Source organism: Mixta tenebrionis, from assembly GCF_006517625.1.
Classification (GTDB): Bacteria; Pseudomonadota; Gammaproteobacteria; order Enterobacterales; family Enterobacteriaceae; genus Mixta; species Mixta tenebrionis.
Genome location: NZ_VHQI01000001.1, coordinates 127,394 through 153,090 on the forward strand (window position 1 = coordinate 127,394; position 25,697 = coordinate 153,090).

Here is a 25,697-nt window from a genome sequence, read left to right on the forward strand (position 1 = left end):
GTTAGCCTCCCAGCAGGCGGTGTATACGTGTCAGCCCTGCGGCAAGCCGATCGGCCTCTTCCTCGCTATTATACATAGCGAACGAAGCGCGGCACATGGCCGGCACGCCGTAGTAGTTCATCAACGGCATAGCGCAGTGATGACCGGTACGAATCGCAATGCCGTACTGGTCAAGGAAGCTGCCCACATCATAGGCGTGATGCTTGCCGAGATTAAAGGCGATGACCCCCGCCCGCGCCGGGGGTCCGTAAATCTGCAGATCGGGCACCGAGGCCAGCTTATCGAGCGCATAGCGCATCAGCGACCGTTCCCTGGCCTGAATATTCGCCAGACCCAGCGATTCCACATAGGCCAGCGCCGCGCCAAGACCGATAATGCCCACGGTGTTCGGCGTCCCCGCTTCCAGGCTCCACGGCGTTTTAGCGTAAGTGGTGCCTTCCGGCAGCCGCACCGTTTCAATCATCGAGCCGCCGCCTTCCCACGGCGGCAGCGTTGAGAGCAGCGCCTGACGTCCATACAGAATGCCAATGCCGGTAGGGCCGTAGATTTTATGGCCGGAGAAGGCGTAAAAATCGCAGCCGATATCCTGTACGTCAACCCGCTGGTGCATCACCGCCTGCGCGCCATCTACCAGCGTCACCACACCGGCGGCTTTTGCCTGCGCCACCAGCGCTTTTACCGGGTTAACGGTGCCCAGCACGTTGGAGACGTGGGTAACGGCGAACAGGCGGGTACGATCGTCGATCAGCGACGCCAGGCGCGCGCTGTCCAGCTCGCCTTCCGCCGTCAGCGGCAGTACGCGAATAGTAGCGCCGGTACGGGCGGCCACCATCTGCCAGGGGACGATGTTCGCGTGGTGCTCCATCTCGGTGATAATGATGTTGTCGCCCTGACGCAGCTGACTGCCGCCCCAGCTGTTGGCCACCAGGTTAATCCCCTCGGTGGTGCCCTTGACGAAAACAATCTCCTCCGGCGAGGCGGCATTGAGGAAACGCGCCGCTTGGGCGCGTACGTTCTCCATATCGGTGGTGGCGGCGGCGCTCAGGGTGTGGATGCCGCGATGCACCGCCGCATAGCCGTGCTGGCTGAAGTGGCTTTCCGCGTTAATCACCGCCAGCGGTTTTTGCGCGCTGGCCGCGCTGTCAAGATAGGCCAACGGCTGCCCGTTGACCTCGCGCGCCAGGATGGGGAAATCCGCTCTGACGCGTGCGAGATCAAAACTCATTACATGCCTCCGGGAAAACGCTGTTCGATACGCGCCAGCACCGCCTGCTTCAGCGTCTCATCCTGAATCGCTTCGGTCAGCTCGGCGGCGAAGGCGTACACGATCATCCGCTGCGCCGCTTCTTCGCTAATGCCGCGCGCGCGCAGGTAGAACATCTGCTCTTCATCAACGCGGCCGACGGTCGCGCCGTGGCTGCATTTAACATCGTCGGCGTAGATTTCCAGCTGCGGTTTGGTATCCACTTCCGCCAGGCGGTCCAGCAGCAGGTTGTTGTTGGTCATCTGGCCGTCGGTTTTCAGCGCGTGCGGCGCGACTTTAATCATGCCGTTAAACACGGCGCGCGCCCGATCGCGCACGATGGTTTTGTGCAGCTGGCGGCTCTGGCAGTAACCTTTGTTATGCTCCAGATAGCTACGGCTATCGCATACTTCTTTATCTACCGGCAGCGCCAGGCTGTTGATAACCAGGTTGCTGTTCTCGCCGTTAAGCTGCGCGCTGGTGTTATGACGGCTTAATCCTGCCCCCAGCAGGAAGCTGTGGCTGCTGACGTTAGCGTCACGCCCAACGAGGATATCGTTATGGGCGAAATGATAGCTGCCCGCGTTTTCAAACGACAGTTTGGTATGGGTCAGCTGTGCGTTATCGCCTACCGAGAGGGTCAGGCGCGCGCCGGTAAAGTGCGGCCGATGGTTCAGGCTGACGTAGTGTTCGATTACCTGCGCCGCCGCGCCCGCATCAATCTGCAGGTGGTGACGATAGTGCAGGGTATTCAGCGCCTCTTCCGCACGTCCGCTGCTGATATGCAGCAGATAGAGCGGACGTGGCGCCGTCTGACCGCGCGGCAGATGCAGCGTGATCGCCTGCTCCGCCAGGCTTTCGGTCAGATGGAGAAACACCTCCGGCTGCACCGGCGGCGCCAGGTCACGGCGCTCCGCCGCGCTGGCGATCTGCAGCTCAAACGGCGCGAAACCGGCATCGCTGAGGCTGGCGTTAAAGCGCCCGTCAACAAATACCAGACGCACCGCATCCAGCGGCAGCGCCAGCGTATTAAGCGCCTCTGCCGTCAGCTCCGCTTCAGCGGGCAGCACAAAGCGCTGGCTGAACAGCTCGTCCAGCGGCGTATATTTCCAGTTTTCATGCTTGCGCGTCGGCAACCCCAGCCGCATCAGCTGCTGCCAGTGCTGCTGCGCCTGTAACGACCGATTATCGCTGTGCGATTCAAACAGATGATGCCACTGCTGCAGCGCGTTTTCACTCCTGGTCGGTAAGCCAGCCATAGCCTTGCTCCTCCAGCTGTTTCACCAGCGTAAAGTCGCCAGATTTCACGATCTTGCCCTGATAGAGCACATGCACATAGTCCGGCTTGATGTAGTCGAGGATGCGCTGATAGTGGGTCACGATAATAAAGGCGCGCTTGCCGTCACGCAGCGAGTTAACGCCGTTAGAGACGATTTTCAGCGCGTCGATATCCAGACCGGAGTCGGTTTCATCGAGAATGCAGAGATCCGGCTCCAGCGCCGCCATTTGCAGAATGTCGTTACGTTTTTTCTCGCCGCCGGAAAAACCGACGTTAACGGAGCGCGTCAGCAAATCTTCCGGCATTTTCAACAGTTCTATTTTCTCTTCAATAAAGTCCTGAAAATCGAAGCGGTCCAGTTCGCTCTGGCCGCGATATTTGCGCACCGCGTTAACCGCGGTCTGCAGGAAGAACTGATTACTGACGCCCGGAATTTCGACCGGATACTGAAACGCCATAAAGATACCTTCGCCGGCGCGCTCTTCCGGCGCCAGCTCCAGCAGATCTTTACCTTTAAACTGCACGGATCCGCCGACGATCTCATACTCTTCGCGTCCGGCCAGCGTGGCGGAAAGCGTACTTTTACCGGAGCCGTTAGGACCCATGATGGCGTGCACTTCGCCCGGCTTAATCTCTAAATCCAGCCCACGCAGGATAGATTTATCTTCAATGTTTACCTGTAAATCTTTAATGCTTAACATGTTTTATCCTTCGCTTGCCCGCAGGCAACGATGCAGACAGCCCGGCCTTAGCCGACGCTGTGTTCCAGACTGATGGCCAGCAGCTTCTGCGCCTCAACGGCGAACTCAAGCGGCAGCTCAGAGAAGACATCCTTACAGAAGCCGTTTACGATCATCGAGATCGCATCTTCTTCGCTGATGCCGCGCTGCAGACAGTAGAACAGCTGATCTTCGCCAATACGCGAGGTGGTCGCTTCATGCTCCAGCTGCGCGCTGTTGTTGCGCGTCTCCACGTAGGGGAAGGTATGCGCGCCGCAGTCCGGGCCGATCAGCATCGAGTCGCACTGGGTAAAGTTGCGGGCGTTGGTCGCCGTCGGCATGATTTTCACCAGGCCGCGATAGGTATTCTGGCTTTTGCCGGCGGAGATCCCTTTTGAAATAATGGTCGACTTAGTGTTTTTGCCGATATGGATCATTTTGGTGCCGGTATCGGCCTGCTGACGCCCGCTGGTCAGCGCCACCGAGTAGAACTCACCGATAGAGTTATCGCCACGCAGGATCACGCTGGGATATTTCCAGGTGATCGCCGAGCCGGTCTCCGACTGCGTCCAGGACATTTTGCTGTTTTCGCCCTCGCACAGCGCGCGCTTGGTCACGAAGTTAAGAATGCCGCCCTCGCCTTCGCCGCCGGGGAACCAGTTCTGCACCGTGGAATACTTCACCTCGGCGTTTTTGTGGATGATGACCTCCACCACCGCCGCGTGCAGCTGATAGCTGTCGCGTACCGGCGCCGAGCAGCCTTCGATATAGCTGACGTAGCTGTCTTCATCAGCGATCAGGATGGTGCGCTCGAACTGCCCGGTTTTCGCCGCGTTGATGCGAAAATAGGTGGACAGCTCCATCGGACAACGCACCCCTTTCGGGATATAGACAAAGGTGCCGTCAGAGGCGACCGCCGAGTTGAGCGCGGCGAAAAAGTTATCGTTGTGCGGCACCACGGTGCCGAGGTATTTCTGCACCAGCTCCGGATGTTCCTGAATCGCTTCGCCAAACGAGCAAAAAATAATGCCCTGCTCCGCCAGCTTGTGACGATAGGTGGTGGCGACGGAAACGGAGTCGAAAATGGCGTCTACCGCCACCTCTTTCCCTTCACGCACCGGCACGCCCAGCTGATCGAACGCTTTTTCCACTTCCTGGGTCAGATAGCTGCTCGCCGTCTGCGCGCCGGAGGATTGCAGCGCGCCCGGCTCTGAGGCGCAGCTGTCGTCGCAGTTGCCGCAGGACGGCGCCGAGTAGTAGCTGTAATCCTGATAGTCCAGCTTGTCATAGTGGGCCTTCAGCCAGTGCGGCTCTTCCATCTGCAGCCAGGCCTCATAGGCCTTTAGCCGAAACGCCAGCATCCATTCCGGCTCGTTACGTTTGGCGGAAATCGCGCGCACTACCTCTTCGCTGATGCCGTGCGCCAGCTCATCGGTTTGCAGTTGGGTAAAGAAGCCTTCTTTATATTTTTGTTGACCGCCTTCCCAGATTTGTACGTCATCTGATGCTTCACTGTTTCGGGACATAGCAATATTACTCGACGCCAAAGCTCTCACCGCAACCACAGGCGTGCTGAGCTTTAGGGTTATTGAATTTGAAAACCTGATTCAGACCTTCGCGTACGAAATCGACCTGCGTACCGTCGATAAACGGCATCGCCTGAAGCGGAACGTACAGCGTTGCGCCCTGATGGGTGAACGGCAGATCGTCAGCCGCCGGTTCTTTTACCAGGTCCATGGTATAGCCGAAGCCCGCGCAGCCCGACTGTTTAACGCCCAGTCGTAGCCCTTTAACGTGCGGATCGTTGGCGGCCAGCGTTTTGATTTGCTGCGCCGCGCTGTCGGTTAAGGTCAGCCCCTTCCAGACAAAATCATCTGGAGAAAAAGATGCCGGATTTGCAGATTGCATAGTTTATTACCTCGCATGCGATGCCTGGCAGGCTTATCCCACTATGGTAGTGATAATGTTAAATGCTTCAACCTCTTGTTTTGCAGGGATAAGCGTAAAAGACGTTTTTTGCCGCCGGTTTAGTAAGGATAGTCGCTGCAAAGCAGTTTGCGTTTGCAGCGCCGCCGCGGCGTAACAGAATGAATAATATTGCAAAAACAGCAGGTTAAAAAGCGATCGCGGCATTAAATCACCCAGTTTGCCATTTTACGCTTCCGGCGGCTAAAGAGGATTGTTATTGCCGATTTTATCGACAGGCAGCATTAATCGATAAATTCTCCCGTTGCAGCATTGCAACCTGCGGCGAATTTATTATGATAATGATTATCATTCACATAACACAGGTGATGTATGCGCCTCTCCGTTAATGCCTGGCTGCAGAATAAAATCGATGAGTACCGGTTCGCCGTGCGCGATATGACGGTAGATTTTTATCTGGCGCAGGCCAGACTGAATCGCGCCGACTGCCCGCTCGATCGGCTGCGTCATTTCAATGACACCTGTTTAGATATGGCCGAACTGTGCCAGCTCAACGGCGATGAGCAGAGTTATCTGCACGCGCTGGGCAAGCTGCATCATCGTTTGATGCAGGAGATGAATAACGGCCAGCGGGAGCGGCTGTTTCGCATCCAGGCATGCCAGCTGGCGCGCCAGTCGCTGAGCAAGCTGTGCCATCAGCTGGCAATGGGCGGCGACTGGGAAAAGGCCGCCGCGCTGCAAAGCGACTTCGTTAAACACGCCGCGTGGATTTGGTAAGCTCAGCCGCGCACGGCGGGACGGAGCACCGCGGCGGTCAGGCGCGAACTGCAGCAGAGGCGATCGTCGCTGTCGAAAATATCGATCTGCCACACCTGGTGCGTGCGCCCCAGATGCAGCGCCCGGCAGCGCCCTCTGACTTCTCCCTTACCCACGGCGCGCAGGTGGTTGGCATTAATTTCCAGCCCCACCAGCGTCTCCTCGCCTTCGGTACAGAGATAGCCGGCTATCGATCCCAGCGTCTCCGCCAGCGCCGCAGAGGCGCCGCCGTGCAGCAGCCCAAACGGCTGACGCGTACGCGCATCCACCGGCATGGTCGCCTCCAGCCCGTCATCGTGCAGCGCCGTTACGCGAATGCCTAAATGCGCCACCATGGTATCCGCGCCGAACGCGTTAATCTGCGCAAGCGTAGCCTGTCGTTTCCAGATTGTCATTACATCATCTCCAATAGCGCCTGCAGAGGATGGCGCATTCCATTGCCTTCAATACGCTTCACCTGGCTGCGGCAGGAGTAGCCGGTCGCCAGACAGCGCTGACGCGGCAGCTTTTGCAGCTGTGGATGCCAGGAAAGCTCATAGATACCGAGCGAGTTAGCGAGGTTTTTCGTTTCATGCCCATAGGTGCCAGCCATGCCGCAGCAGCCGGCATTGATATTTTCGAGGCGTGCGCCAAAGCGGGCGAAAATGGCGCGCCACTGTTCCGGGGTCGCCGGCAGCGCGGTAACTTCCGTGCAGTGGGCGAACAGATACCAGGCTTCGCCGGTCTGTGGCTGAACAGCGCGTTCCGCCAGCGCCTGATGCAGCCATTCATGTACCTGCAACACCTGAAAATCGCCGCGCCTGTCGCCCAGCGCCTGTTGATATTCATCGCGGTAGCAGAGCACCAGCGCCGGATCGACGCCGACCATCGGCATTTCCAGCCGTGCCAGCCGGTTCAGCATATCCGCCGTTTTCTGCGCGGTACGGGCGAATCGCTTCAGGAAACCTTTAATATGCTGCGCCTTGCCGTTCGGCGAAAACGGCAGCAGCACCGGCTGATAGCCCAGTTTCTCAATCAGCCGCACAAAATCGGCCACCACCTGCGCTTCGTAATAGCTGGTAAAAGGATCTTGCACCACCAGCACCGTTTTTTCCCGACGGGCGGCGTCAAACCGCTCCAGCTGCTCCAGCGTCACCGAGGCAGCCGGATGGCCCGCCAGCTGCTGCTTCAGCGTCGGGGTGGAGAGCAGCGGCAGATCGACCATGCCGATATGGCGCTGGCTCAGATTACGCAGCCAGGGCTGCTTAAGAAAAAAGTTAAACACGCGCGGCGCGCGCGCCATTACCGGCGCATAGCTTTCTACCGCCGCTACCAGATGATCGCTAACCGGGCGCAGATAGCGGGTGTGATAGAGCTGCAAAAAACGCGAACGGAACGCCGGTACGTCAATTTTTATCGGACACTGGGTGGCGCAGGCTTTGCAGGCGAGGCAGCCGGACATCGCCTCTTTCACTTCGTGCGAGAAATCATATTCCCCTTTACGCGCATACCAGCTGTTGCGGGTACGCGCGATCAGTCCGCGCAGGCTGATCGCCGTTTCAGGCAGCTGCCGCTCCAGCGCCAGCGGATCGACGCCTTTCTCCGCCAGCAGGCGCAGCCATTCGCGCGTCAGCGAGGCGCGGCCTTTTGGCGAATGGATACGGTTGCGGGTGATTTTCATCGACGGACACATCGGGCTGCGCACGTCGAAATTAAAGCAGAGGCCGTTGCCGTTGCACTCCAGCGCGCCGCGCCACTCGTTGCGCACGCTGAGCGGGATCTGTCGGTCATAGTAGCCGCGCTTCACGCCGTCTACCTGCATCATCGGCTCATCCACGCCGAACGGCGTACAAATTTTTCCGGGATTAAGGCGATTGTCGGGATCGAAGGCCGCCTTGATGCGACGCAGCTCGCTATAGAGCGTTTCGCCAAAAAACGCCGGGCTGTACTGGGCGCGAAACCCTTTGCCATGCTCGCCCCACAGCAGGCCGCCATAGCGCGCCGTCAGCGCCACGACCTCGTCGGAGATCTGCTTCATCAGCATTTCCTGCTGCGGATCGCACATGTCCAGCGCCGGCCGCACGTGCAGCACCCCGGCATCCACATGGCCGAACATGCCGTAGTTCAGCCCGTGACTGTCGAGCAGCGCGCGAAACTCCGCGATATAGTCCGCCAGATGCGCCGGCGGCACCGCCGTATCCTCGACGAAGGGAATCGGTCTGGCGCGCCCTTTCGCGTTGCCCAGCAGCCCGACCGCTTTTTTCCGCATATTATAGATGCGCTCAATGGCGTCGATATCATCACAGAGCTGATAGCCGATAATACCGCCCTGCTGCTGCGCCATCAGCGCGTCAAGCTGCCGGCAGAGCGCCGCTACGCGATCGTCAATCAGCTGGCGATCGTCGCCGGCAAACTCGACGATATTAATGCCCAACATCTGCCGGCCCGGCACGTCGGCAATCAGCTCGCGCACCGAGTGCCAGACGATATCCTCACGCGCCAGATTCAGCACTTTTGAATCGACGGTTTCCACCGACAACGCCTTCGCTTCCACCATCAGCGGCGCATTGCGCAGCGCCGAATCGAAAGCGTCATACTTGATATTGATCAGCCGCCGCACCGCCGGCAGCGGCGTAATATTCAGCCGCGCCTCGCTGATAAAAGCGAGCGTGCCCTCGGCGCCGCAGAGGATGCGGGTAAGATCGAAAGTTTGCAAATCGTCGCTCAGCACGTGGCGTAAATCGTAGCCGGTAAGAAAGCGGTTCAGCGCCGGAAACTTTTCGACGATCAGGTCGCGCTGTTCGCGACAGCGCGTCAGCACGGTGTGATAGATGCGCCCTTCCGGCGTCTGTTCACGGGCCAGCTGCTCCGCCAGCGCAACCGGCATGGCGCGGGTATCGATAATATCGCCGCCCAGCAGCACCGCGCGCAGCCCCAGCACATGATCGGAAGTCTTGCCGTACACCAGCGAGCCCTGACCGGACGCATCGGTATTGATCATCCCGCCCAGCGTTGCCCGGTTGCTGGTTGAAAGCTCCGGTGAAAAGAAGTAGCCGTAAGGTTTCAGACAGGCGTTCAGCTGATCCTTTATCACCCCCGCTTCTACCCGCACCCAGCCCTGCTCAGGATTAATCTCAAGAATGCGGTTCATATAGCGTGACATATCCACCACAATGCCCTGGTTAAGCGACTGGCCGTTGGTGCCGGTGCCGCCGCCGCGTGGGGTAAAGGTCAGGCGGGTAAACGCCGGCGCGGCGGCGACGCTGGCGATTAACGCCACATCTGCGGTAGATCGAGGGAAAAGCGCCGCATCCGGCAACAGCTGATAAATACTATTATCGGTAGAGAGCGCCAGCCGGTCGGCGTAGCTGGTGGCGATATCGCCGGTGAAACCACGTTGCTGCAGCGTATCCAGAAATGAAAGCACCAGCTGTACAAGGCCCGGCGCCTGAGAAATCTGTGGGATCATTATCGGGTGACCATGTTGTGTATCGTTTGCGCTTGCTGTTTTGTTTACTGATTCTCGTTGTATCACATTTTTTTATGAACCGCTGTTTTTTCAGGAAGCGGAAAAACTTAACCTGCTTAACACTGTCGCAACCTGAAGAAATACCGCATTATTAGCATCATGGCGGCACAGGGCCGTTGATGTCGTAAGGCAAAAATTAAGGATCTTTTTTTGTATGAGAAAACTGCAACAGGATATGGATTTAACCCAGATCCTTTTCTCTTTAATGTTTATTCTGCTGATGATCGTCGCCTGTTTCTGGGTAGTTCAGCCCTTCATTTTGGGATTCGCGTGGGCTTCAATGGTGGTTATCGCTACCTGGCCGCTGATGATTAAGCTACAGGCGCTGCTCTGGGGGCGGCGCACGCTGGCGATTATCGCCATGACGCTGATCCTGCTGCTGCTGTTTATTATCCCGGTTGCGCTGCTGGTTAACAGCCTGATTGACAATATCGGGCCGGCCGTCGCCTGGGCCACCTCAGGCGACGTGCATCCGCCGCAGCTGCGCTGGCTGGCCGACGTGCCGTTGATCGGCGATAAGCTCTACGCCAGCTACCACATGCTGCTTAACGGCGGCGGCAGCGCGCTCCTCGCCAGGGTGCAGCCCTATGTCGGCCGCACCACCGGCTTTTTTGTTTCTCAGGCGGGACATTTCGGTCGCTTTCTGCTGCACCTCGGCCTGATGCTGCTGTTCAGCGTGCTGCTCTTCTGGCGCGGCGAGCAGGTGGGCAACGGCATTCGCCATTTTGCGTTTCGTCTTGCGGCGCGGCGGGGAGATGCGGCGGTGCTGCTGGCAGGTCAGGCGATCCGCGCGGTAGCGCTGGGCGTGGTGGTGACCGCGCTGGTGCAGGGCGTGCTGGGCGGCATCGGGCTGGCGCTTTCCGGCATACCCTACGCTACCCTGCTGACGGTGCTGATGATTCTGTTCTGCCTGGTGCAGGCCGGACCGCTGCCGGTGCTGGTGCCGGCGGTAATCTGGCTTTACTGGAGCGGCGATACCACCTGGGGCACCGTGCTGCTGGTCTGGAGCTGCGTGGTCGGCACGCTGGATAACGTACTGCGTCCGGTATTGATCCGTATGGGCGCCGATTTGCCGATGATCCTGATTCTCTCCGGCGTTATCGGCGGGCTGGTCGCCTTCGGCATGATTGGCCTGTTTATCGGCCCGGTAGTGCTGGCAGTCTCTTATCGTCTGGTCTCAGTCTGGATGCACGAAGCGCCGATGCCGCATGAAGATCCTCAAGAAGTGGTGGAGGAACTGGCCGAACACGAGGAAGAAGTGAAGCAGGCCGACAGCGCTAATTAATCCTGCCGCCGGGCGGCGCCTGCCGTCCGGCGCGGTTCCCTCCGGCCGCAGCTATTTATTTCCATTAATGAAATTTATCCATAACCGCTCTTTTACATCTTTTGAGGTAGTACCACGCCGAAACTGATTACCTTCATCACAGTTTTACCCCCTGATTAACAGATCACGTCTCACTAAATATTATGAATCGTTAACTAATAAGAGGATTCTTAGAGACGACGCCCGCGTTGCTGAATACTATGAGAGCCATGTTTAGGATCAAACCTATGATTTTTAAACAACCTTTTTCCCCTGAGTAAAGTGAAGAATTGCTGTGTGTAGTCTTTGCCCATCCCATGTGATGGGCTTTTTTTTTGTTTTTTCGCCGCTAAAAAAGGCCAGAATTTCTGGCCGGTAAACTTAAGTTGCATCCTTAAGGAATGTTTTACTTTATTTCTGCCAGACTTAACCAGGTCTGAACGACGGTGTCGGGATTCAGCGACAGACTGTCGATGCCTTCCGCCATCAGCCAGGCGGCAAAATCCTGATGATCGGACGGCCCCTGCCCGCAGATGCCGACATATTTGCCCTGCTGCTTCGCCGCGCGAATCGCCATGGAGAGCAGCGCCTTAACCGCCTCGTTACGCTCGTCAAACAGCTCGGATACCACGCCGGAGTCGCGATCCAGCCCCAGCGTCAGCTGCGTCATATCGTTAGAGCCGATGGAAAAGCCGTCGAAATAGTGCAGAAACTGCTCCGCCAGCAGCGCGTTGGAAGGGATTTCACACATCATAATCACCTTCAGCCCGTTCTCGCCGCGTTTCAGCCCCTGACGCGCCAGCTCGTCGATCACCGCTTCCGCCTGCGCCACGGTGCGTACAAAAGGAATCATGATCTCGACGTTGGTCAGGCCCATCTCATTACGCACGCGCTTCACCGCCTCGCACTCCAGCGCAAAACAGTCGCGGAAGCGATCCGCCACGTAGCGTCCGGCGCCGCGGAAGCCCAGCATCGGGTTCTCTTCTTCCGGCTCGTAGCGCTCGCCGCCGACCAGGTTGGCGTACTCGTTGGATTTAAAATCGGAAAGACGCACGATAACGCGCTTCGGAGCAAACGCCGCGCCCAGCGTGGCGATGCCTTCCGTCAGGCGCGCGATATAGAACTCTACCGGATCGTCAAACCCCTTCATCAGATCGCGCATCTGCTGCTGCAGTTCCGGCGTCTGTTGGTCGAACTCCAGCAGCGCTTTAGGATGCACGCCGATCATACGGTTAATAATAAACTCAAGGCGCGCCAGCCCCACGCCCTCGTTAGGCAGGCAGGCGAAATCAAAGGCGCGATCGGGATTGCCGACGTTCATCATAATTTTCAATGGCAGCGCGGGCATTTCATCAACCTGCGAGCTCTTCACTTCAAAATCGAGCAGATCGTCATAAACATAGCCGGTGTCGCCTTCGGCACAGGATACCGTGACCTTGTGGCCATCCTGTAAACGCTCGGTGGCGTCGCCGCAGCCGACGACCGCCGGAATGCCCAGCTCGCGCGCGATAATCGCCGCGTGGCAGGTACGTCCGCCGCGGTTGGTCACGATCGCCGCCGCCTTTTTCATAATCGGCTCCCAGTCGGGATCGGTCATATCGGTAACCAGCACATCCCCTTTCTGGATGCGGTTCATCTCGCTGATATCATGAATCACCTTCACTTCGCCGGCGCCGATGCGGTGGCCGATCGCCCGGCCTTCAGTAACGATTTTGCCTTTGCCGTGCAGCGTATAGCGCTCCATCACCTGACCGTTGGAGCGGACGGTTTCAGGACGCGCCTGCACGATATAGAGCTTACCGGTATGCCCATCTTTAGCCCATTCGATATCCATCGGACGCTGATAGTGCTGTTCAATCAGGATCGCCTGACGCGCCAGCGCCTGCACCTCATCATCGCTGAGACAGAAGCGATCGCGATCGGCTTCCGGCACATCCTCAATTTTCACCTGCTCGCCGTGCGCCTGCGAATCGGCGTATACCATGCGAATCTTTTTCGAACCCATATTGCGGCGCACTATCGCCGGACGATTGGCCTGCAGCGTCGGCTTGTGCACATAGAACTCATCGGGGTTGACCGCGCCCTGCACCACCATTTCGCCCAGCCCCCAGGCGGCGGTGATAAACACCACCTGGTCAAAGCCTGACTCGGTATCAATGGTAAACATAACGCCGGAAGAGGCGCGATCGGAACGCACCATACGCTGTACGCCAGCGGAGAGCGCCACGCCGCGGTGATCGTAGCCCTGATGGACGCGATAGGAGATAGCGCGATCGTTAAACAGCGAGGCGTAAACATGCTTCACCGCCACCATCACCGCATCAATGCCCTGCACGTTAAGGAAGGTTTCCTGCTGTCCGGCAAACGAAGCGTCGGGCATATCCTCCGCAGTGGCCGACGAGCGCACCGCGAAAGAGGCCTCGGCATCATCCGCCGACAGCTGCTGATAGGCTTGACGAATCGCCTCTTCCAGCTCCGGCTGAAAAGGCGTTTCCACGATCCACTGACGAATCTGCTTGCCCGCTTTCGCCAGCTCATCGACATCATCAATATCGGTTTGGTCCAGCAGCGTATAGATACGCTGGTTAACGCCGCTCTGATCGAGAAATAGATTGAATGCTTCAGCGGTGGTCGCAAAACCGTCCGGGACGGATACGCCGAGCGACGACAGATTAGTAATCATTTCACCGAGAGAGGCATTTTTGCCTCCCACGCGATCGACATCATGCATGCCTAACTGGCTATACCAGAGCACTAGCGGCATTTCGCCTGTATTGGACATTGAGACAATCCTTTTATGATGATTTAAGGGGGGCACAAGGAACAAAAAAATAGCTTTTTTGCGCTTATTTAGCCTGGCACAGCGCATAGCAAAAGCGAAATTGTTGAATCGTTCAAGCTGCAAAAAAAAGATATTTTAAGAAAACTCCGCTCAATTTGGCGCGTTTGCGCAACAGAATCATATTTATACAAAATTTTATAAATCAGAGAGATAGATTTATGTAAGCGTTTTACCGCTTTATTCTGTTGCGCAAGTTGCAGATAAATTCTTTTACGAAGCGACGCAGCGTTACGCAGAAAAAAAATAAATTAATGGAAACGCTATTTCATTTATTTATCGGATAGCGTTATTAATTGAATAAATTAAAATGAAAAATTCATATTTAATTGAGGCGGAATTTTTATTTTATTAATAGCGAACAATTGTCGATTGCCTTCCGCTAAATTATCCGCCAGGCTCAACCCATCCGGCATAAGAGGGAATGATGATGACAGCAGAACGCAGCGTTTTTTATATCTCCGACGGCACCGCCATCACCGCTGAGGTGCTGGGACACGCGGTAATGTCGCAGTTTCCGGTCACCACCAGCAGCTTTACTCTGCCCTTCGTGGAGAACGTCCAGCGCGCGCAGGCGGTAAAAGCGCAGATCAACGCCATCTTCCAGCAAAGCGGCCTGCGCCCGCTGGTCTTTTTCTCTGTCGTGCAGCCGGAAGTGCGTGCCGTAATTTTACAAAGCGAAGGGTTTTGCCAGGATATCGTTCAGATGCTGGTGGCCCCTTTGCAACAGGAGCTGGGGATCGCCCCCGCGCCGGTGGTGCATCGCACTCACGGCCTGACCGCCAGCAACCTGGGAAAATATGACGCGCGCATCGCGGCGATCGATTATACCCTGGCGCATGACGACGGCATCTCGCTGCGCGGGCTGGATGAGGCGCAGGTGATTTTACTCGGCGTCTCGCGCTGCGGCAAAACGCCGACCAGCCTCTATCTGGCGATGCAGTTTGGCGTACGCGCCGCCAACTATCCGTTTATCGCCGACGACATGGATAACCTGAAGCTGCCTCCGGCGCTGAAACCCCACCAGCATAAACTGTTCGGCCTGACTATCGATCCCGAACGGCTGGCGGCCATTCGTCAGGAACGCGCGGAAAATACCCGCTACGCCTCAATGCGCCAGTGCCGTCTTGAAGTGGGCGAAGTTGAAGCGCTGTTTCGCTCCCATCAAATTCGCTACCTCAACAGTACCAACTACTCGGTAGAAGAGATCGCCACCAAAATTCTCGATATTATGGGGCTGACGCGCCGCATGTACTGAGCGCAGCGCCGCAAAGCCACTGTCGGTTGATGCGGCGCAGGTTTCTACCCCTTACAGACGGTTGAATTTATAGTGGATTGGTTTATTGTGATCCCCATCACTTCCCGGCACTTCAGCCGCTGCGAAGACACTATTTCGAGATTGCAATGAACAAAACTGATGAACTGCGTACCGCGCGCATCGATAGCCTGGTGACGCCCGCGACGCTGGCGCAACAGTATCCGATTACGCAGAGTATTGCCGCCGACGTAACGGCCGCCCGACAGCGCATCGCGCGCATTCTCAACGGCGACGATGCGCGACTGTTGGTGATTATCGGCCCCTGTTCGCTCCACGATCCGCGTGCCGCGCTCGACTACGCCGCCCGGCTGAAAGCCCTGCGCGACCGCTATCAGGACCGGCTGGAAATCGTGATGCGCACCTATTTTGAGAAGCCCCGCACCGTCGTGGGCTGGAAGGGGCTGATTTCCGATCCCGGCCTCGACGGCTCGTTTCGCGTTAACGAAGGGCTGGGCATAGCGCGCAAGCTGCTGCTGGATATTAACGCGCTGGGGCTGCCTACCGCCACCGAATTTCTGGATATGGTGATCGGACAGTTTATTGCCGATCTGATCAGCTGGGGAGCTATTGGCGCCCGCACCACCGAAAGCCAGATCCATCGCGAAATGGCCTCGGCGCTCTCCTGCCCGGTCGGCTTTAAAAACGGCACCGACGGCAATACGCGTATTGCGATTGACGCCATTCGCGCCGCCAGGGTCAGCCATATGTTTCTCTCGCCCGACAAGCACGGGCAGATGACGATTTATCAAACCAGCGGCAATCCCTCCGGGCACATTATTATGCGCGGCGGCAAGGCGCCCAACTATCACCCGCAGGATATCGCCCAGGCGGCGGCCAGCCTGCGTGAATTCGATCTGCCTGAGCGACTGGTGGTCGATTTCAGCCACGGCAACTGTCTGAAGCAGCATCGCCGTCAGTGCGAGGTGGCTGAATCGGTGGCGCAGCAGATCCGCGATGGATCGCGCGCCATCGCCGGGGTGATGATTGAGAGCTTTATCCAGGAAGGCAACCAGCCGGTGGTCAGCGGTCAGCCGCTGAATTATGGCCAGTCGATTACCGATCCCTGCCTGAGCTGGGAGCAGAGCGAAGCGGTGCTGGCGCTGCTGGCGCAGGCGGTCGCAAGCCGTTTCTGAGGCGCAGGCAGCAGCGGAAGTTAGCAAGCCGGTCGCCGACCGGCTTTTTTATACCTCAGCAGCGGTTAGCTGGAGCAGCTGACGGCGATTTTTTTACCCCAGTCCGGCGGGCGCCGCGTTAACTCGGCAAATTCAGGCGCGTCGCTGAAAGGATCGCTGAGCGCCCGGTGCAGATGTTGCAGCATGGAGATATCGCCCTGCTCCGCGCCGTCAATCGCCTGCTGCGCCAGATAGTTGCGCAGGATCACCGCCGGGTTTGCGCTCTTCATCAGCCGCTGACGTTCTTCGTCGCTGCGCTCATCTTTTAACAAACGCTGCTGGTAGCGCTGATACCAGTCGTCAAAAGCGGCGCGATCGATAAACTCATCGCGCAGCGGCGAGCGATGCTCCTGCTGCTGTACCTCGCTGAGCATACGGAAGGTACGGGTATAGTCGCTGCCCTCCTGGCTCATTAACGCCAGCAGCCCGGTCAGCAGGTCGTTATCCTCTTTTTGCGGCGTCAGGAACCCCAGTTTGGCGCGCATTTTTTCGCCCCAGGCGGCCAGCAGCGCCGGCTCATAGCCGCTCAGCGCCTGACGCAGCCGATCGGCGCTCAGCAGATGCGATAAGGCGTGCGCCAGTCGGTTAAGGTTCCACAGGCCAATCATCGGCTGATTATCAAAAGCGTAGCGTCCCTGATAGTCAGAGTGATTACAGATATAACCCGGTTGGTAGTCGTCAAGAAAACCGTAGGGACCGTAATCCAGCGTCAGCCCCAGCAACGACATATTGTCGGTATTCATCACGCCATGCGCAAAACCGACGCTTTGCCAGGCGGCGATAAGCCGTGCGGTGCGCTCCACCACGTCACTGAACCACAGCAGATAGCGATCGCTCTCCTGCTCCAGCTCCGGCCAGTGATGACGAATCAGGTAATCCGCCAGCTGTTGCACCTTTTCCGGCTGGCCCTGATAGAAAAAGTGTTCGAAATGACCAAAGCGCGCATGGCTTTCCGCCACGCGCAGCAGCATCGCGCCATGCTCTTTCGTTTCGCGGTAAACCGGTTCGTCGCTGGTGACAATGGTTAAAGCGCGGCTGCCGGGGATGCCCAGATGAAAGATCGCTTCAGAGGCGAGAAACTCCCGAATAGTGGATCGCAGCACCGCGCGTCCGTCGCCCATGCGCGAGTATGGCGTCAGGCCGGCGCCTTTCAGATGCCAGTCAAATTTCCGCCCATCCGCCAGCTGCTGTTCGCCCAGCAGAATACCGCGTCCGTCTCCCAGCTGACCGGCCCAGACGCCAAACTGGTGTCCGCTGTAAACCTGCGCCAGCGGCTGCATGCCCGGCAGCACGGTTTCACCGCGCCAGACGGCGGATTTTTCCGGCGTAAACCAGCTTTCATCCAGCCCCAGATCTTCAGCCAGCGCCGCGTTGTGATAGAGCAGGCGCGCATTGCTAAGCGGGGTGGGATGCAACGCGGTATAGAACCCGCCCAGTTCATCATGCCAGGTATTGTTAAAATTCATGCTTCCTCCGGTTACCGCATTAAGGTGTAAGTGTAAACCTGAAGTGATGCGGTAAACAGGGAAAGGCGGCGCTTTCTCAGCAGCGCCCGCCGAAAAAAACGCCTGGCGGCTCGGTTAACGTCATCAGCTGCCTCTCCGGCGCCGGTGGAAACAGCGTCCCCTGAGGCCGCTGAAGGCAAAGGAGGATATTTTTTCCAGCATATCGACGCTGTCCACTCCCTGGGCAATAAACTGCCGGCAGTGATCGCTCAGCTGTTCAATAAGCGCCTTCAGCAGCGAAGGAAAAGAATCGCGCTGCAGCAACTGCTGTAACAAACCGCGATCCAGCTTAATACGGGTAAACAGATTATCGTAAACCGCTTTGGCCGGCGCTTTGCCGGAACCGAAATTATTCAGGGTTAATTTAAAATCCGCGCTTAGCGCGCGTAATTCCGGGTTATCCCTGCCCGCTTTAAAATCGGGGAAGCTTTCGCTCAGTGCTAATTCCAGCGCCGGCAGCGAGCGTAATTTTCGCCGCAGAAAGTCGCTGGATAAAATCAGGCGCGCCAGATAACCATCAAGGTGCAGTAGTACCGCGATGCTATTTCGCTGTAAGAAATCGTGATAACGCTCAATAATGACAATCTGCTTTTGCAGGGTTTGCAAACGCTGTTGCTCACTGAACTGCCTCAGCAGAATATCCTGCGGCACGGTTACCTGCTGGACGGAATAGAGAAAACTGGACAGCAGCTCCACGGCGATCAGCCGTCCATTTAAAGCATAAATGGGGTTGAAAGCCGTATGGATAGCATAATCAGCAAAATTTTTGCGCGTCATTTTTTAGCCATAAAAAGTGGCAGTTTGCGCATCCTATACTAAGCACTTAGCGCCATCAATAGCTTAACTAATGTTACCCTGGTAACGAACCCGCGCCCCTGAAGGTGCAACATACTGAAAAACAGTAGGATAAGGCACGTTTAGTATAAAACGTGCTACTGAGCCCGCGCTGACAGCAGCAAAAATATAAGAATAAATGATGTTTTTATGCGATGCGGGGCGCATCTTACTTAAGCGCCAATACAGGCGGCGCTAATAAAAAGCGTTTTTCTCTGCGCTGCCGCTGCCGGCTGAAAAGGCTATTTTCTACGTTTCCGGCGCGGGTTAAATATGCTTAATCTGATTCACCAGCCGTATTAAGCGCGGGGGTTTAAATGCGACGCGCCTGCCAAAAAACTTTCTGCCAGTAACGGTTATCCAGCGAGGAGCGGATTACGCCCTGACTGGTGGAGGCATGAATAAACTGATTATCGCTGTCATAAATACCCACGTGCAGACCGTTATCGCCACGTCCGGTTTTAAAAAACAGCAGATCGCCCGGCAGCAGCTGATCTTTATCGATGCGCGTGCCGATATCGGTTTGCGCGCGCGTAGTGCGCGGCAGCTGAAGATTAAACCGCTCGCGAAAGGTTAAATAAACAAAGCCTGAGCAGTCGACGCCGCGCCGGCTGAGGCCGCCATAGCGATAAGGCGTTCCGTGCCAGCGGCTTAGCTGATCGTTGAGTTCTGCAATCACGGTAATCGAATCGGCAAGGCGGCTATCAGGCGGCGGCGCGCGATGGCTACAGCCCGCCATAAGAAAACCAAGCAACAGCAACACGCCGATTCGCATAACCTGAGTCCTTCCTGATATGAACGCAACGGGCTAAATGTAACGGTAAAAGCGCAGCGCTGGCAACGGCTTCAGCCGCTCTCCTCAGTAATTAACCAGCTTTCGCCGTCGGCTTCCAGCCGACGAAAAGAGAGCCCATAAACAACGTTCAGCGTCGCGGGCTGCATTACGGTTTCCACCTCGCCCTGATAAATGAGCTTGCCGCGGCGCATCAGCCAGACACGCTGCGCGTGGCGCAGACTATGGTTGAGATCGTGTCCGCTGAGCATTACCGTGCCGCCAGCCGCGCGGAAAGCGCCGAGCTGATTGTCCAGCGCGCGCTGCTGGGCCACATCCAGCCCGCCGTAGGGTTCATCAAGCAGCAGCACTCCGGGCGGCTGACCATCCTGCGGCCATACCTGAAGCAGTACCGCCATCAGCCTGACCCGCTGCCATTCGCCGCCGGAGAGCCGCAGCACCGAGCGCGCCAGCTTGTTTTCCAGCTGAAAAGCGCGCAGCAGCGGCGGCAGTAACGGCTCCGACGTCGGGGAGACGGCAAGATGCTGCTGCAGATAATGCCAGACGGCCATCTCTCCCGGCGGCGGCTGTTGCTGCGGCAGCCATGCCCGCCGCCGCGCCAGCGCTTTGGGCGCCCACTGTTTCAGCAAGCGCCCATCCAGCCGCACCTCGCCCTGTCCCGACAGCAATCCGGCAGCACGCGCCAGCAGCGTGCTTTTTCCGGCGCCGTTAGGACCGAGCAGATGGATGATTTCGCCAGCGCGGGCCTGAGCGCTGCAGGGATGCAGGCGTCCGGCTACCGCCGCCTGTTCCAGCGACAGCATCGCTATTTCGCCAGCGCGAGCTTAATGCTTTCCATTACGATAGGATCTTCCGGCGTCATATCCGGAGCGAAACGCTGCACCACCTCGCCATCGCGTCCTACCAGGAATTTTTCAAAATTCCATAAAATATCGCCCTTCTCTTTCGGCGCGCGCCCTTTGCTGGCCATACGCTCATAGAAGCCGCTATTTTCCGGCTCTACCGCCTCCGGACGCGCCGCGATCAGCTGTTGATAAAGCGGATGGCGCTGCGGGCCGTTAACCTCAATCTTGCTGAACATGGGAAAGGTTACGCCGTAACGCGAGGAGCAAAATTGCTGGATCTCTTCATTGCTGCCCGGCTCCTGCCCCAGAAAAGCGTTGCAGGGAAAGCCCAGCACGGTAAAGCCTGAGGAATGCCAGGCTCGCTGAAGGTTTTCCAGCTCCTGATATTGCGGCGTCAGGCCGCACTCTGAAGCGACGTTAACGATCAGCAGCACATCGCCCTGCCACTGCCCCAGCGTTGTCCGGGTGCCATCCAGCATAACCAGTTCGGTATCATAAATACTCATCTGCGATCTCTCTCCTGAGGGTAGTGCAGCCCGCTTAGCGATGCTGCGTGAGAAGTAGCCAAATAAACAGCGGCGCGCCCAGCGTGGCGGTCACCACGCCAATCGGCAATTCCGCTGCGCTGAGTAACAGCCTGGCAATAATATCGGCGGCCAGCAACACGCTGCTGCCGGCTAACGCGCTGGCTGGCAACAGCGTACGGTAGTCGGTCAGGCCGTTGAGACGCAGCAAATGCGGCACCACCAGCCCGATAAAGCCAATCGCACCGGCCAACGCCACGCTCACGCCCACCAGCCAGCCGATAGCCACCACCAGCAGGTTGCGCCAGAGAAAAACCGCCAGCCCCAGCTGACGCGCGCTGGTTTCGCCCAGCGCCAGCAGGTTTAACACCTTTGCCTGCGCGCCCAGCCAGCAGAGCGCCGGCAGCAAAGCCAGCATCAGCCAGCGATAGCGCCAGTCGATGCCGCTAAAGCCGCCCATCATCCAGTACATCAGCTGACGTAAATCAAGGTTGCTGCTGAAGTAGACTACCCAGGTCATTACCGCGCTGCAGATGATGCCTAACGCCACGCCCGCCAGCAGAAGACGACTGTTAGAGAGATGGCGCCGGGCGAAGCAGAGCAGTATGCTGGTCACCAGCAGCGCTCCGGCAATTGCCGCCAGGCTAAACGCCCAAAAATCTCCGTTGCCCAACAGCACGCAGAGCACCAGCCCGACGCCGGCGCCGTTCGATACGCCCAGCAGCCCCGGCTCCGCCAGCGGATTTTCAAACAGCGCCTGCATTACGCAGCCCGCCATCGCCAGCGCGGCGCCAACCAGCAATACGCTAAGCGTGCGCGGCAGCCGCAGCTGCCAGACAAACAGCTCGCCTTGCGGGGTGAACCAGCGGGCGGGCGAAATCCACGTCTCACCGGCACACAGCGCAATTAGCGTCATCAGCGTCGCTATAGCAGCCAGGCAGAGCAGCCAGCGCCGGGCGCGGCGATCCGCCCGGCGCGAAAGGTCATTTAACAGCGACATAGTCCTGGTTTTATAAGAAAAACAGAGATTTGATTGTAGTGGCTGACGGGAAAAAAGAAAGCGCTAAGGTGAGGAACAAGCGGACGAGCGGCGTCTCGTTCACCCTGTTACTTTTCATCAGGATAACCTTATGGTGCGTTACCCGCTTTTATAGCGCCGGCGCCGGCTGGTCACTAGCGGCTAAGGACGATTTCCACCTTATTTTCCGGTCGCTTACATTGTGCAGCAATAATGAAATCCACACGGCCGCCGCTGGTTAAGGGCCATAAAAAAGCCGCTCCGGGGAGCGGCCTTTTGCCTGACAGTCAGTCAGCTGTTTTTCGGGGAAGCGTTTTCGACGCGACTTTTCAGCTTTTGTCCTGGGCGAAAAGTCACCACGCGACGCGCGGTGATAGGAATATCTTCGCCGGTTTTTGGATTGCGTCCCGGACGTTGATTTTTATCGCGAAGATCAAAATTGCCAAATCCAGACAGTTTGACCTGCTCACCGTTCTCTAAAGCTCTTCTGACCTCTTCAAAAAACAGTTCAACCAGCTCTTTGGCATCCCGTTTACTCAGCCCCAGCTTTTCAAACAGGTATTCCGACATATCAGCTTTTGTAAGCGCCATAGGTTCAATCCCTCAAGGTTGCCTGGAATCGCTCTTTTAATGCCGCAACGCAGTTGGCGACGGTTGCGGCAATCTCGTCTTCTTCGAGTGTCCGGCTGGTATCTTGCAAAATCAGGCTAATCGCAAGGCTCTTAAACCCTTCGTTTACACCCTTACCACGGTACACGTCAAACAAGTTTACGCCAACTATCTGATTTGCGCCAACTTTCTTACACTCTGCGATGATATCTGCTGCCGGGACATTTTCAGCGACCACAACGGCAATATCACGACGGTTCGCCGGGAAGCGCGAAACCTCGCGCGCATCAGGCAGGACGCGGTCTGCAACCTTATTCCAAAGCAGTTCAAACACTAAGGTGCGGCCGTTGAGAGCAAGCTTACGCTCCAGCTCCGGATGCACCACGCCGATAAATCCGATGCGTTCGCCCTGCAAATAAATTGCCGCGCTCTGCCCCGGATGCAGGGCCGGATTCGCCTCAGCGCGGAACTCAATGGCGTCGAGCTTGCCGGTCAGCTCCAGCACCGACTCTAAATCACCTTTTAAATCATAGAAGTCGACGGTCTGACGCGCCAGATCCCAGTGCTCTTCAAAGCGGTTGCCGCTCAGCACGCCGGCCAGCATAACATCCTGACGGATCCCCAGATCCGCTTGCGTATCCGGCACAAAGCGCAGGCCGCTTTCAAACAGGCGTACACGGTTCTGCTGGCGGTTCTGGTTATAAACCACCGCAGACAGCAGGCCGGTCCACAGGGAAAGGCGCATCGCCGACATATCGCTGGAGATCGGGCTGGGCAGAATCAGCGCCTCTTCGCCCGGATGCAGCAGCGACTGCACTTTCGGATCGACGAAGCTGTAGGTGATCGCTTCCTGATAGCCTTTATCCACCAGCATCGCTTTGACGCGCTTCAGCGACAGATCCGCCTCACGGTGTTGGGTCATCACCAGTTCAGCTTTTACCGGCACGTCAGGGATATTGTTATAGCCGTAAACGCGAGCGACCTCTTCCACTAAATCTTCTTCGATCGCCATGTCGAAGCGCCAGCCCGGCGCGACGGCGCGCCATCCGCCTTCGCCGACGCTGACTTCACAGCCGAGCAGCTGCAAGATTTCCGTCACGCGACGGTCTTCAATATGATGACCAATCAGGCGATCCAGCTTTTCACGGCGTAGCGTAATCTCGGCGCGCACCGGCAGTTTTTCCGGCACGCTGTTATCCACCACCGGGCCAGCTTCGCCGCCGCAGATATCGAGCAGCAGACGCGTGGCGCGCTCCATGGCCTGATGCTGCAACGCCGGATCGACGCCGCGCTCATAGCGATGGGAGGCATCGGTGTGCAGGCCATGACGACGCGCGCGTCCGGTAATCGCCAGCGGCGCAAACCAGGCGCACTCCAGCAGCACGTTGCACGTCTCGTCATTCACGCCGGAATGTTCGCCGCCGAAAATACCGCCCATCGCCAGCGCCTTGTGATGATCGGCGATCACCAGCGTGTCGCTGTCGAGCTTCACTTCATTACCGTCGAGCAGCGTCAGCGTTTCATTCTGCTGCGCCATACGTACCACGATGCCGCCGTCGATACGATCCAGATCGAACGCATGCATCGGCTGGCCCAGCTCCAGCAGTACGTAGTTAGTGACGTCCACCACCGGATCGATAGAGCGGATGCCGCAGCGGCGCAGTTTCTCTTTCATCCACAGCGGCGTGGCGGCCTTAACGTTGATGTTTTTCACCACGCGGCTCAGATAGCGCGGGCAGGCGTCAGTCGCATCAACGCGTACCGGCAGCGTATCGTTGATGGTAGCGGCAACCGCCGCCATGTCCGGCGCGTTCAGCGTCAGACCGTTCAGCACCGCCACATCGCGCGCCACGCCGATAATGCCGAAGCAGTCGGCACGGTTCGGCGTCACGCTGATTTCGATGCTGTTGTCGTCCAGCTGCAAATAGTCACGCAGATCGGCGCCGATCGGCGCATCCGCCGGCAGTTCGATAATACCGTTATGATCGTCGCTAATGCCCAGCTCGGAGAAGGAACAGAGCATCCCTTCCGAAGGCTCGCCGCGCAGCTTAGCCGCTTTGATTTTGAAATCGCCCGGCAGCAGCGCGCCAACGGTCGCCACCGCTACTTTCAGGCCCTGACGACAGTTGGGCGCGCCGCAAACGATATCCAGCAGGCGATCGCCGCCGACGTTAACTTTCGTTACGCGCAGCTTATCGGCGTTCGGGTGCTGACCGCACTCCACAACTTCCCCCACTACCACGCCGTGAAAAGCGCCCGCAACGGGTTCAATACCGTCCACTTCCAGCCCGGCCATGGTGATTTGATCCGCCAGCGCGGCGCTGTCAAGGGCCGGGTTTACCCATTCGCGTAACCAGAGTTCACTGAATTTCATTGGATAACCTGCCCTTATTTAAACTGTTTGAGGAAACGGAGATCGTTTTCGAAGAAAGCGCGCAGATCGGTCACGCCGTAGCGCAGCATGGTGAGACGCTCCATGCCCATACCGAAGGCGAAACCGGAGTAAACTTCCGGATCGATGCCGACGTTGCGCAGCACGTTCGGATGCACCATGCCGCAGCCGAGCACCTCCAGCCACCTGCCGTTTTTACCCATTACATCCACCTCAGCGGAGGGCTCGGTAAACGGGAAGTAGGAAGGACGGAAACGGATTTGCAGATCTTCCTCAAAAAAGTTGCGCAGGAAATCGTGCAGCGTGCCTTTCAGATTGGTAAAGCTGATATCTTTATCGACAATCAGACCCTCCATCTGATGGAACATCGGCGTATGAGTCTGATCGTAATCGTTACGATAGACGCGGCCCGGCGCAATGATGCGAATCGGCGGCTGCTGCTGTTTCATGGTACGGATCTGCACGCCGGAAGTCTGGGTGCGCAGCAGACGCGTGGCATCAAACCAGAAGGTGTCATGATCGGCGCGCGCCGGATGGTGTCCCGGAATATTCAGCGCGTCGAAGTTATGATAGTCATCTTCAATTTCCGGCCCGGTAACCACGGCAAAGCCCAGCTCGCCGAAGAAGGCTTCGATGCGGTCAATGGTGCGGGTTACCGGATGCAGGCCGCCGTTCTCCACGCGGCGTCCCGGCAGAGAAACGTCGATGGTCTCCGCCGCCAGGCGTGCGTTCAGCGCCGCCGACTCCAGCGTGTTTTTGCGTTCGTTCAGCGCTTCCTGTACCTGCTGCTTGGCTTCGTTGATCACGGCGCCGGCTGCCGGGCGCTCTTCCGCCGGCAGGTCGCGCAGGGTAGTCATCTGCAGCGTCAGATGCCCTTTTTTGCCCAGGTATTCAACGCGGACGTTATCTAACGCCGCAACATCCTGCGCATGTTCAATGGCTGCCCTGGCGTTGGCAACCAGCTCTGCGAGATGGGACATTGTTTCCTCTTCTTCCAGCCTAAGGCCGGGCGGTTTCAGGTGGGGACCAGAAGTCCATATCAATTCGCCTTAAA

Annotated in this window: 21 protein-coding genes, 1 other RNA gene and 1 other annotated feature (1 of these 23 cut by a window edge); of the genes, 5 read left to right on the plus strand and 17 right to left on the minus strand. The window is 57.6% G+C overall.

Annotation, left to right across the window (positions count from 1 at the left end; genetic code table 11):
* Window position 1: 1 nt before the first annotated feature.
* Genes sufS through sufA form a run of 5 tightly spaced genes read right to left on the minus strand, consistent with a single transcriptional unit; the run spans window position 2 to window position 5,149 of the window.
* Complete coding sequence (gene sufS / locus FKM52_RS00575) at window positions 2–1,225, minus strand: cysteine desulfurase SufS (RefSeq protein ID WP_141174262.1); 1,224 nt, start codon at window positions 1,223–1,225, stop codon at window positions 2–4.
* Complete coding sequence (sufD, locus tag FKM52_RS00580; protein WP_141174263.1) at window positions 1,225–2,502, minus strand: Fe-S cluster assembly protein SufD; 1,278 nt, start codon at window positions 2,500–2,502, stop codon at window positions 1,225–1,227. The genes sufS and sufD overlap by 1 nt, the downstream gene beginning before the upstream one ends.
* Window positions 2,477–3,223 (minus strand): Fe-S cluster assembly ATPase SufC, encoded by a 747-nt coding sequence (sufC, locus tag FKM52_RS00585; RefSeq protein WP_141174264.1) that lies wholly within the window; start codon window positions 3,221–3,223, stop codon window positions 2,477–2,479. Before sufC ends, sufD begins: the two co-directional genes overlap by 26 nt.
* Window positions 3,224–3,270: 47 nt before the next feature.
* Complete coding sequence (gene sufB / locus FKM52_RS00590) at window positions 3,271–4,767, minus strand: Fe-S cluster assembly protein SufB (RefSeq protein WP_141174265.1); 1,497 nt, start codon at window positions 4,765–4,767, stop codon at window positions 3,271–3,273.
* 7 nt (window positions 4,768–4,774) lie between these two features.
* Window positions 4,775–5,149: a Fe-S cluster assembly scaffold SufA gene (gene sufA / locus FKM52_RS00595; RefSeq protein ID WP_141174266.1), complete on the minus strand. Its 375-nt coding sequence runs from the start codon at window positions 5,147–5,149 to the stop codon at window positions 4,775–4,777.
* 390 nt (window positions 5,150–5,539) lie between these two features.
* On the opposite strand from sufA, the gene FKM52_RS00600 reads away from it, so the two are divergent.
* Window positions 5,540–5,944 (plus strand): hypothetical protein, encoded by a 405-nt coding sequence (locus FKM52_RS00600; protein WP_141174267.1) that lies wholly within the window; start codon window positions 5,540–5,542, stop codon window positions 5,942–5,944.
* A 2-nt stretch (window positions 5,945–5,946) separates the two neighbouring features.
* Here the strand turns inward: FKM52_RS00600 and FKM52_RS00605 are convergent, their stop codons facing one another.
* Both FKM52_RS00605 and ydiJ read right to left on the minus strand, forming a co-directional pair.
* On the minus strand, window positions 5,947–6,378 hold the full coding sequence (locus FKM52_RS00605) for a hotdog fold thioesterase (protein WP_141174268.1): 432 nt from the start codon (window positions 6,376–6,378) through the stop codon (window positions 5,947–5,949).
* Window positions 6,378–9,431 (minus strand): D-2-hydroxyglutarate dehydrogenase YdiJ, encoded by a 3,054-nt coding sequence (gene ydiJ / locus FKM52_RS00610; RefSeq protein WP_141174269.1) that lies wholly within the window; start codon window positions 9,429–9,431, stop codon window positions 6,378–6,380. Before ydiJ ends, FKM52_RS00605 begins: the two co-directional genes overlap by 1 nt.
* 214 nt (window positions 9,432–9,645) lie before the next feature.
* Here ydiJ and ydiK point away from each other — a divergent pair, with 214 nt between their 5' ends.
* Complete coding sequence (ydiK, locus tag FKM52_RS00615; protein WP_141174270.1) at window positions 9,646–10,776, plus strand: AI-2E family transporter YdiK; 1,131 nt, start codon at window positions 9,646–9,648, stop codon at window positions 10,774–10,776.
* Between the two features lie 246 nt (window positions 10,777–11,022).
* Window positions 11,023–11,132: antisense sRNA RprA (rprA, locus tag FKM52_RS00620), an RNA gene on the plus strand.
* Between the two features lie 68 nt (window positions 11,133–11,200).
* On the opposite strand, the gene ppsA is transcribed toward rprA, so the two are convergent.
* Complete coding sequence (gene ppsA / locus FKM52_RS00625; RefSeq protein WP_141174271.1) at window positions 11,201–13,576, minus strand: phosphoenolpyruvate synthase; 2,376 nt, start codon at window positions 13,574–13,576, stop codon at window positions 11,201–11,203.
* 481 nt (window positions 13,577–14,057) lie between these two features.
* On the opposite strand from ppsA, the gene ppsR reads away from it, so the two are divergent.
* Both ppsR and FKM52_RS00635 read left to right on the plus strand, forming a co-directional pair.
* Window positions 14,058–14,891 (plus strand): posphoenolpyruvate synthetase regulatory kinase/phosphorylase PpsR, encoded by an 834-nt coding sequence (ppsR, locus tag FKM52_RS00630; RefSeq protein ID WP_141174272.1) that lies wholly within the window; start codon window positions 14,058–14,060, stop codon window positions 14,889–14,891.
* A gap of 146 nt (window positions 14,892–15,037) precedes the next feature.
* Window positions 15,038–16,084, plus strand: coding sequence for a 3-deoxy-7-phosphoheptulonate synthase (locus FKM52_RS00635; protein WP_141174273.1), 1,047 nt, complete (start codon window positions 15,038–15,040; stop codon window positions 16,082–16,084).
* Between the two features lie 65 nt (window positions 16,085–16,149).
* Here the strand turns inward: FKM52_RS00635 and FKM52_RS00640 are convergent, their stop codons facing one another.
* From FKM52_RS00640 to pheS, 9 genes are all read right to left on the minus strand, one after another.
* A complete protein-coding gene (locus FKM52_RS00640; RefSeq protein ID WP_141174274.1) occupies window positions 16,150–17,589 on the minus strand; it encodes a protein adenylyltransferase SelO in 1,440 nt (479 codons plus the stop codon).
* 123 nt (window positions 17,590–17,712) lie between these two features.
* Entirely contained in the window at window positions 17,713–18,405 is a 693-nt protein-coding gene (locus FKM52_RS00645; protein ID WP_141174275.1) for an EAL domain-containing protein, read from the minus strand.
* Window positions 18,406–18,775: 370 nt separating this feature from the next.
* A complete protein-coding gene (locus FKM52_RS00650; protein ID WP_141174276.1) occupies window positions 18,776–19,237 on the minus strand; it encodes a C40 family peptidase in 462 nt (153 codons plus the stop codon).
* Window positions 19,238–19,308: 71 nt separating this feature from the next.
* The gene (gene btuD / locus FKM52_RS00655) at window positions 19,309–20,058 is read right to left on the minus strand and encodes a vitamin B12 ABC transporter ATP-binding protein BtuD (RefSeq protein WP_141174277.1); all 750 of its coding nucleotides are present in this window, start codon (window positions 20,056–20,058) and stop codon (window positions 19,309–19,311) included.
* A gap of 2 nt (window positions 20,059–20,060) precedes the next feature.
* Entirely contained in the window at window positions 20,061–20,606 is a 546-nt protein-coding gene (locus FKM52_RS00660; RefSeq protein WP_141174278.1) for a glutathione peroxidase, read from the minus strand.
* 34 nt (window positions 20,607–20,640) lie between these two features.
* Window positions 20,641–21,624, minus strand: a complete 984-nt coding sequence (gene btuC, locus FKM52_RS00665) for a vitamin B12 ABC transporter permease BtuC (protein ID WP_141174279.1) — start codon at window positions 21,622–21,624, stop codon at window positions 20,641–20,643.
* Window positions 21,625–21,933: 309 nt separating this feature from the next.
* A complete protein-coding gene (gene ihfA / locus FKM52_RS00670; RefSeq protein ID WP_038626354.1) occupies window positions 21,934–22,233 on the minus strand; it encodes an integration host factor subunit alpha in 300 nt (99 codons plus the stop codon).
* Window positions 22,234–22,237: 4 nt separating this feature from the next.
* Window positions 22,238–24,625 carry a phenylalanine--tRNA ligase subunit beta gene (gene pheT / locus FKM52_RS00675; protein ID WP_141174280.1) on the minus strand — a complete coding sequence of 796 codons (2,388 nt, stop codon included), beginning with the start codon at window positions 24,623–24,625 and terminating at the stop codon, window positions 22,238–22,240.
* A 14-nt stretch (window positions 24,626–24,639) separates the two neighbouring features.
* A complete protein-coding gene (pheS, locus tag FKM52_RS00680; RefSeq protein ID WP_141174281.1) occupies window positions 24,640–25,623 on the minus strand; it encodes a phenylalanine--tRNA ligase subunit alpha in 984 nt (327 codons plus the stop codon).
* A 73-nt stretch (window positions 25,624–25,696) separates the two neighbouring features.
* Window position 25,697: a sequence feature (Phe leader region), on the minus strand; it runs 126 nt beyond the window's last position.

Coding starts and splice junctions, on each gene's coding strand:
- sufS (WP_141174262.1), bottom strand. CDS start 1,225: ATGAGTTTTGATCTCGCACGCGTCAGAGCGGATTTCCCCATCCTGGCG.
- sufD (WP_141174263.1), bottom strand. CDS start 2,502: ATGGCTGGCTTACCGACCAGGAGTGAAAACGCGCTGCAGCAGTGGCAT.
- sufC (WP_141174264.1), bottom strand. CDS start 3,223: ATGTTAAGCATTAAAGATTTACAGGTAAACATTGAAGATAAATCTATC.
- sufB (WP_141174265.1), bottom strand. CDS start 4,767: ATGTCCCGAAACAGTGAAGCATCAGATGACGTACAAATCTGGGAAGGC.
- sufA (WP_141174266.1), bottom strand. CDS start 5,149: ATGCAATCTGCAAATCCGGCATCTTTTTCTCCAGATGATTTTGTCTGG.
- FKM52_RS00600 (WP_141174267.1), top strand. CDS start 5,540: ATGCGCCTCTCCGTTAATGCCTGGCTGCAGAATAAAATCGATGAGTAC.
- FKM52_RS00605 (WP_141174268.1), bottom strand. CDS start 6,378: ATGACAATCTGGAAACGACAGGCTACGCTTGCGCAGATTAACGCGTTC.
- ydiJ (WP_141174269.1), bottom strand. CDS start 9,431: ATGATCCCACAGATTTCTCAGGCGCCGGGCCTTGTACAGCTGGTGCTT.
- ydiK (WP_141174270.1), top strand. CDS start 9,646: ATGAGAAAACTGCAACAGGATATGGATTTAACCCAGATCCTTTTCTCT.
- ppsA (WP_141174271.1), bottom strand. CDS start 13,576: ATGTCCAATACAGGCGAAATGCCGCTAGTGCTCTGGTATAGCCAGTTA.
- ppsR (WP_141174272.1), top strand. CDS start 14,058: ATGATGATGACAGCAGAACGCAGCGTTTTTTATATCTCCGACGGCACC.
- FKM52_RS00635 (WP_141174273.1), top strand. CDS start 15,038: ATGAACAAAACTGATGAACTGCGTACCGCGCGCATCGATAGCCTGGTG.
- FKM52_RS00640 (WP_141174274.1), bottom strand. CDS start 17,589: ATGAATTTTAACAATACCTGGCATGATGAACTGGGCGGGTTCTATACC.
- FKM52_RS00645 (WP_141174275.1), bottom strand. CDS start 18,405: ATGACGCGCAAAAATTTTGCTGATTATGCTATCCATACGGCTTTCAAC.
- FKM52_RS00650 (WP_141174276.1), bottom strand. CDS start 19,237: ATGCGAATCGGCGTGTTGCTGTTGCTTGGTTTTCTTATGGCGGGCTGT.
- btuD (WP_141174277.1), bottom strand. CDS start 20,058: ATGCTGTCGCTGGAACAGGCGGCGGTAGCCGGACGCCTGCATCCCTGC.
- FKM52_RS00660 (WP_141174278.1), bottom strand. CDS start 20,606: ATGAGTATTTATGATACCGAACTGGTTATGCTGGATGGCACCCGGACA.
- btuC (WP_141174279.1), bottom strand. CDS start 21,624: ATGTCGCTGTTAAATGACCTTTCGCGCCGGGCGGATCGCCGCGCCCGG.
- ihfA (WP_038626354.1), bottom strand. CDS start 22,233: ATGGCGCTTACAAAAGCTGATATGTCGGAATACCTGTTTGAAAAGCTG.
- pheT (WP_141174280.1), bottom strand. CDS start 24,625: ATGAAATTCAGTGAACTCTGGTTACGCGAATGGGTAAACCCGGCCCTT.
- pheS (WP_141174281.1), bottom strand. CDS start 25,623: ATGTCCCATCTCGCAGAGCTGGTTGCCAACGCCAGGGCAGCCATTGAA.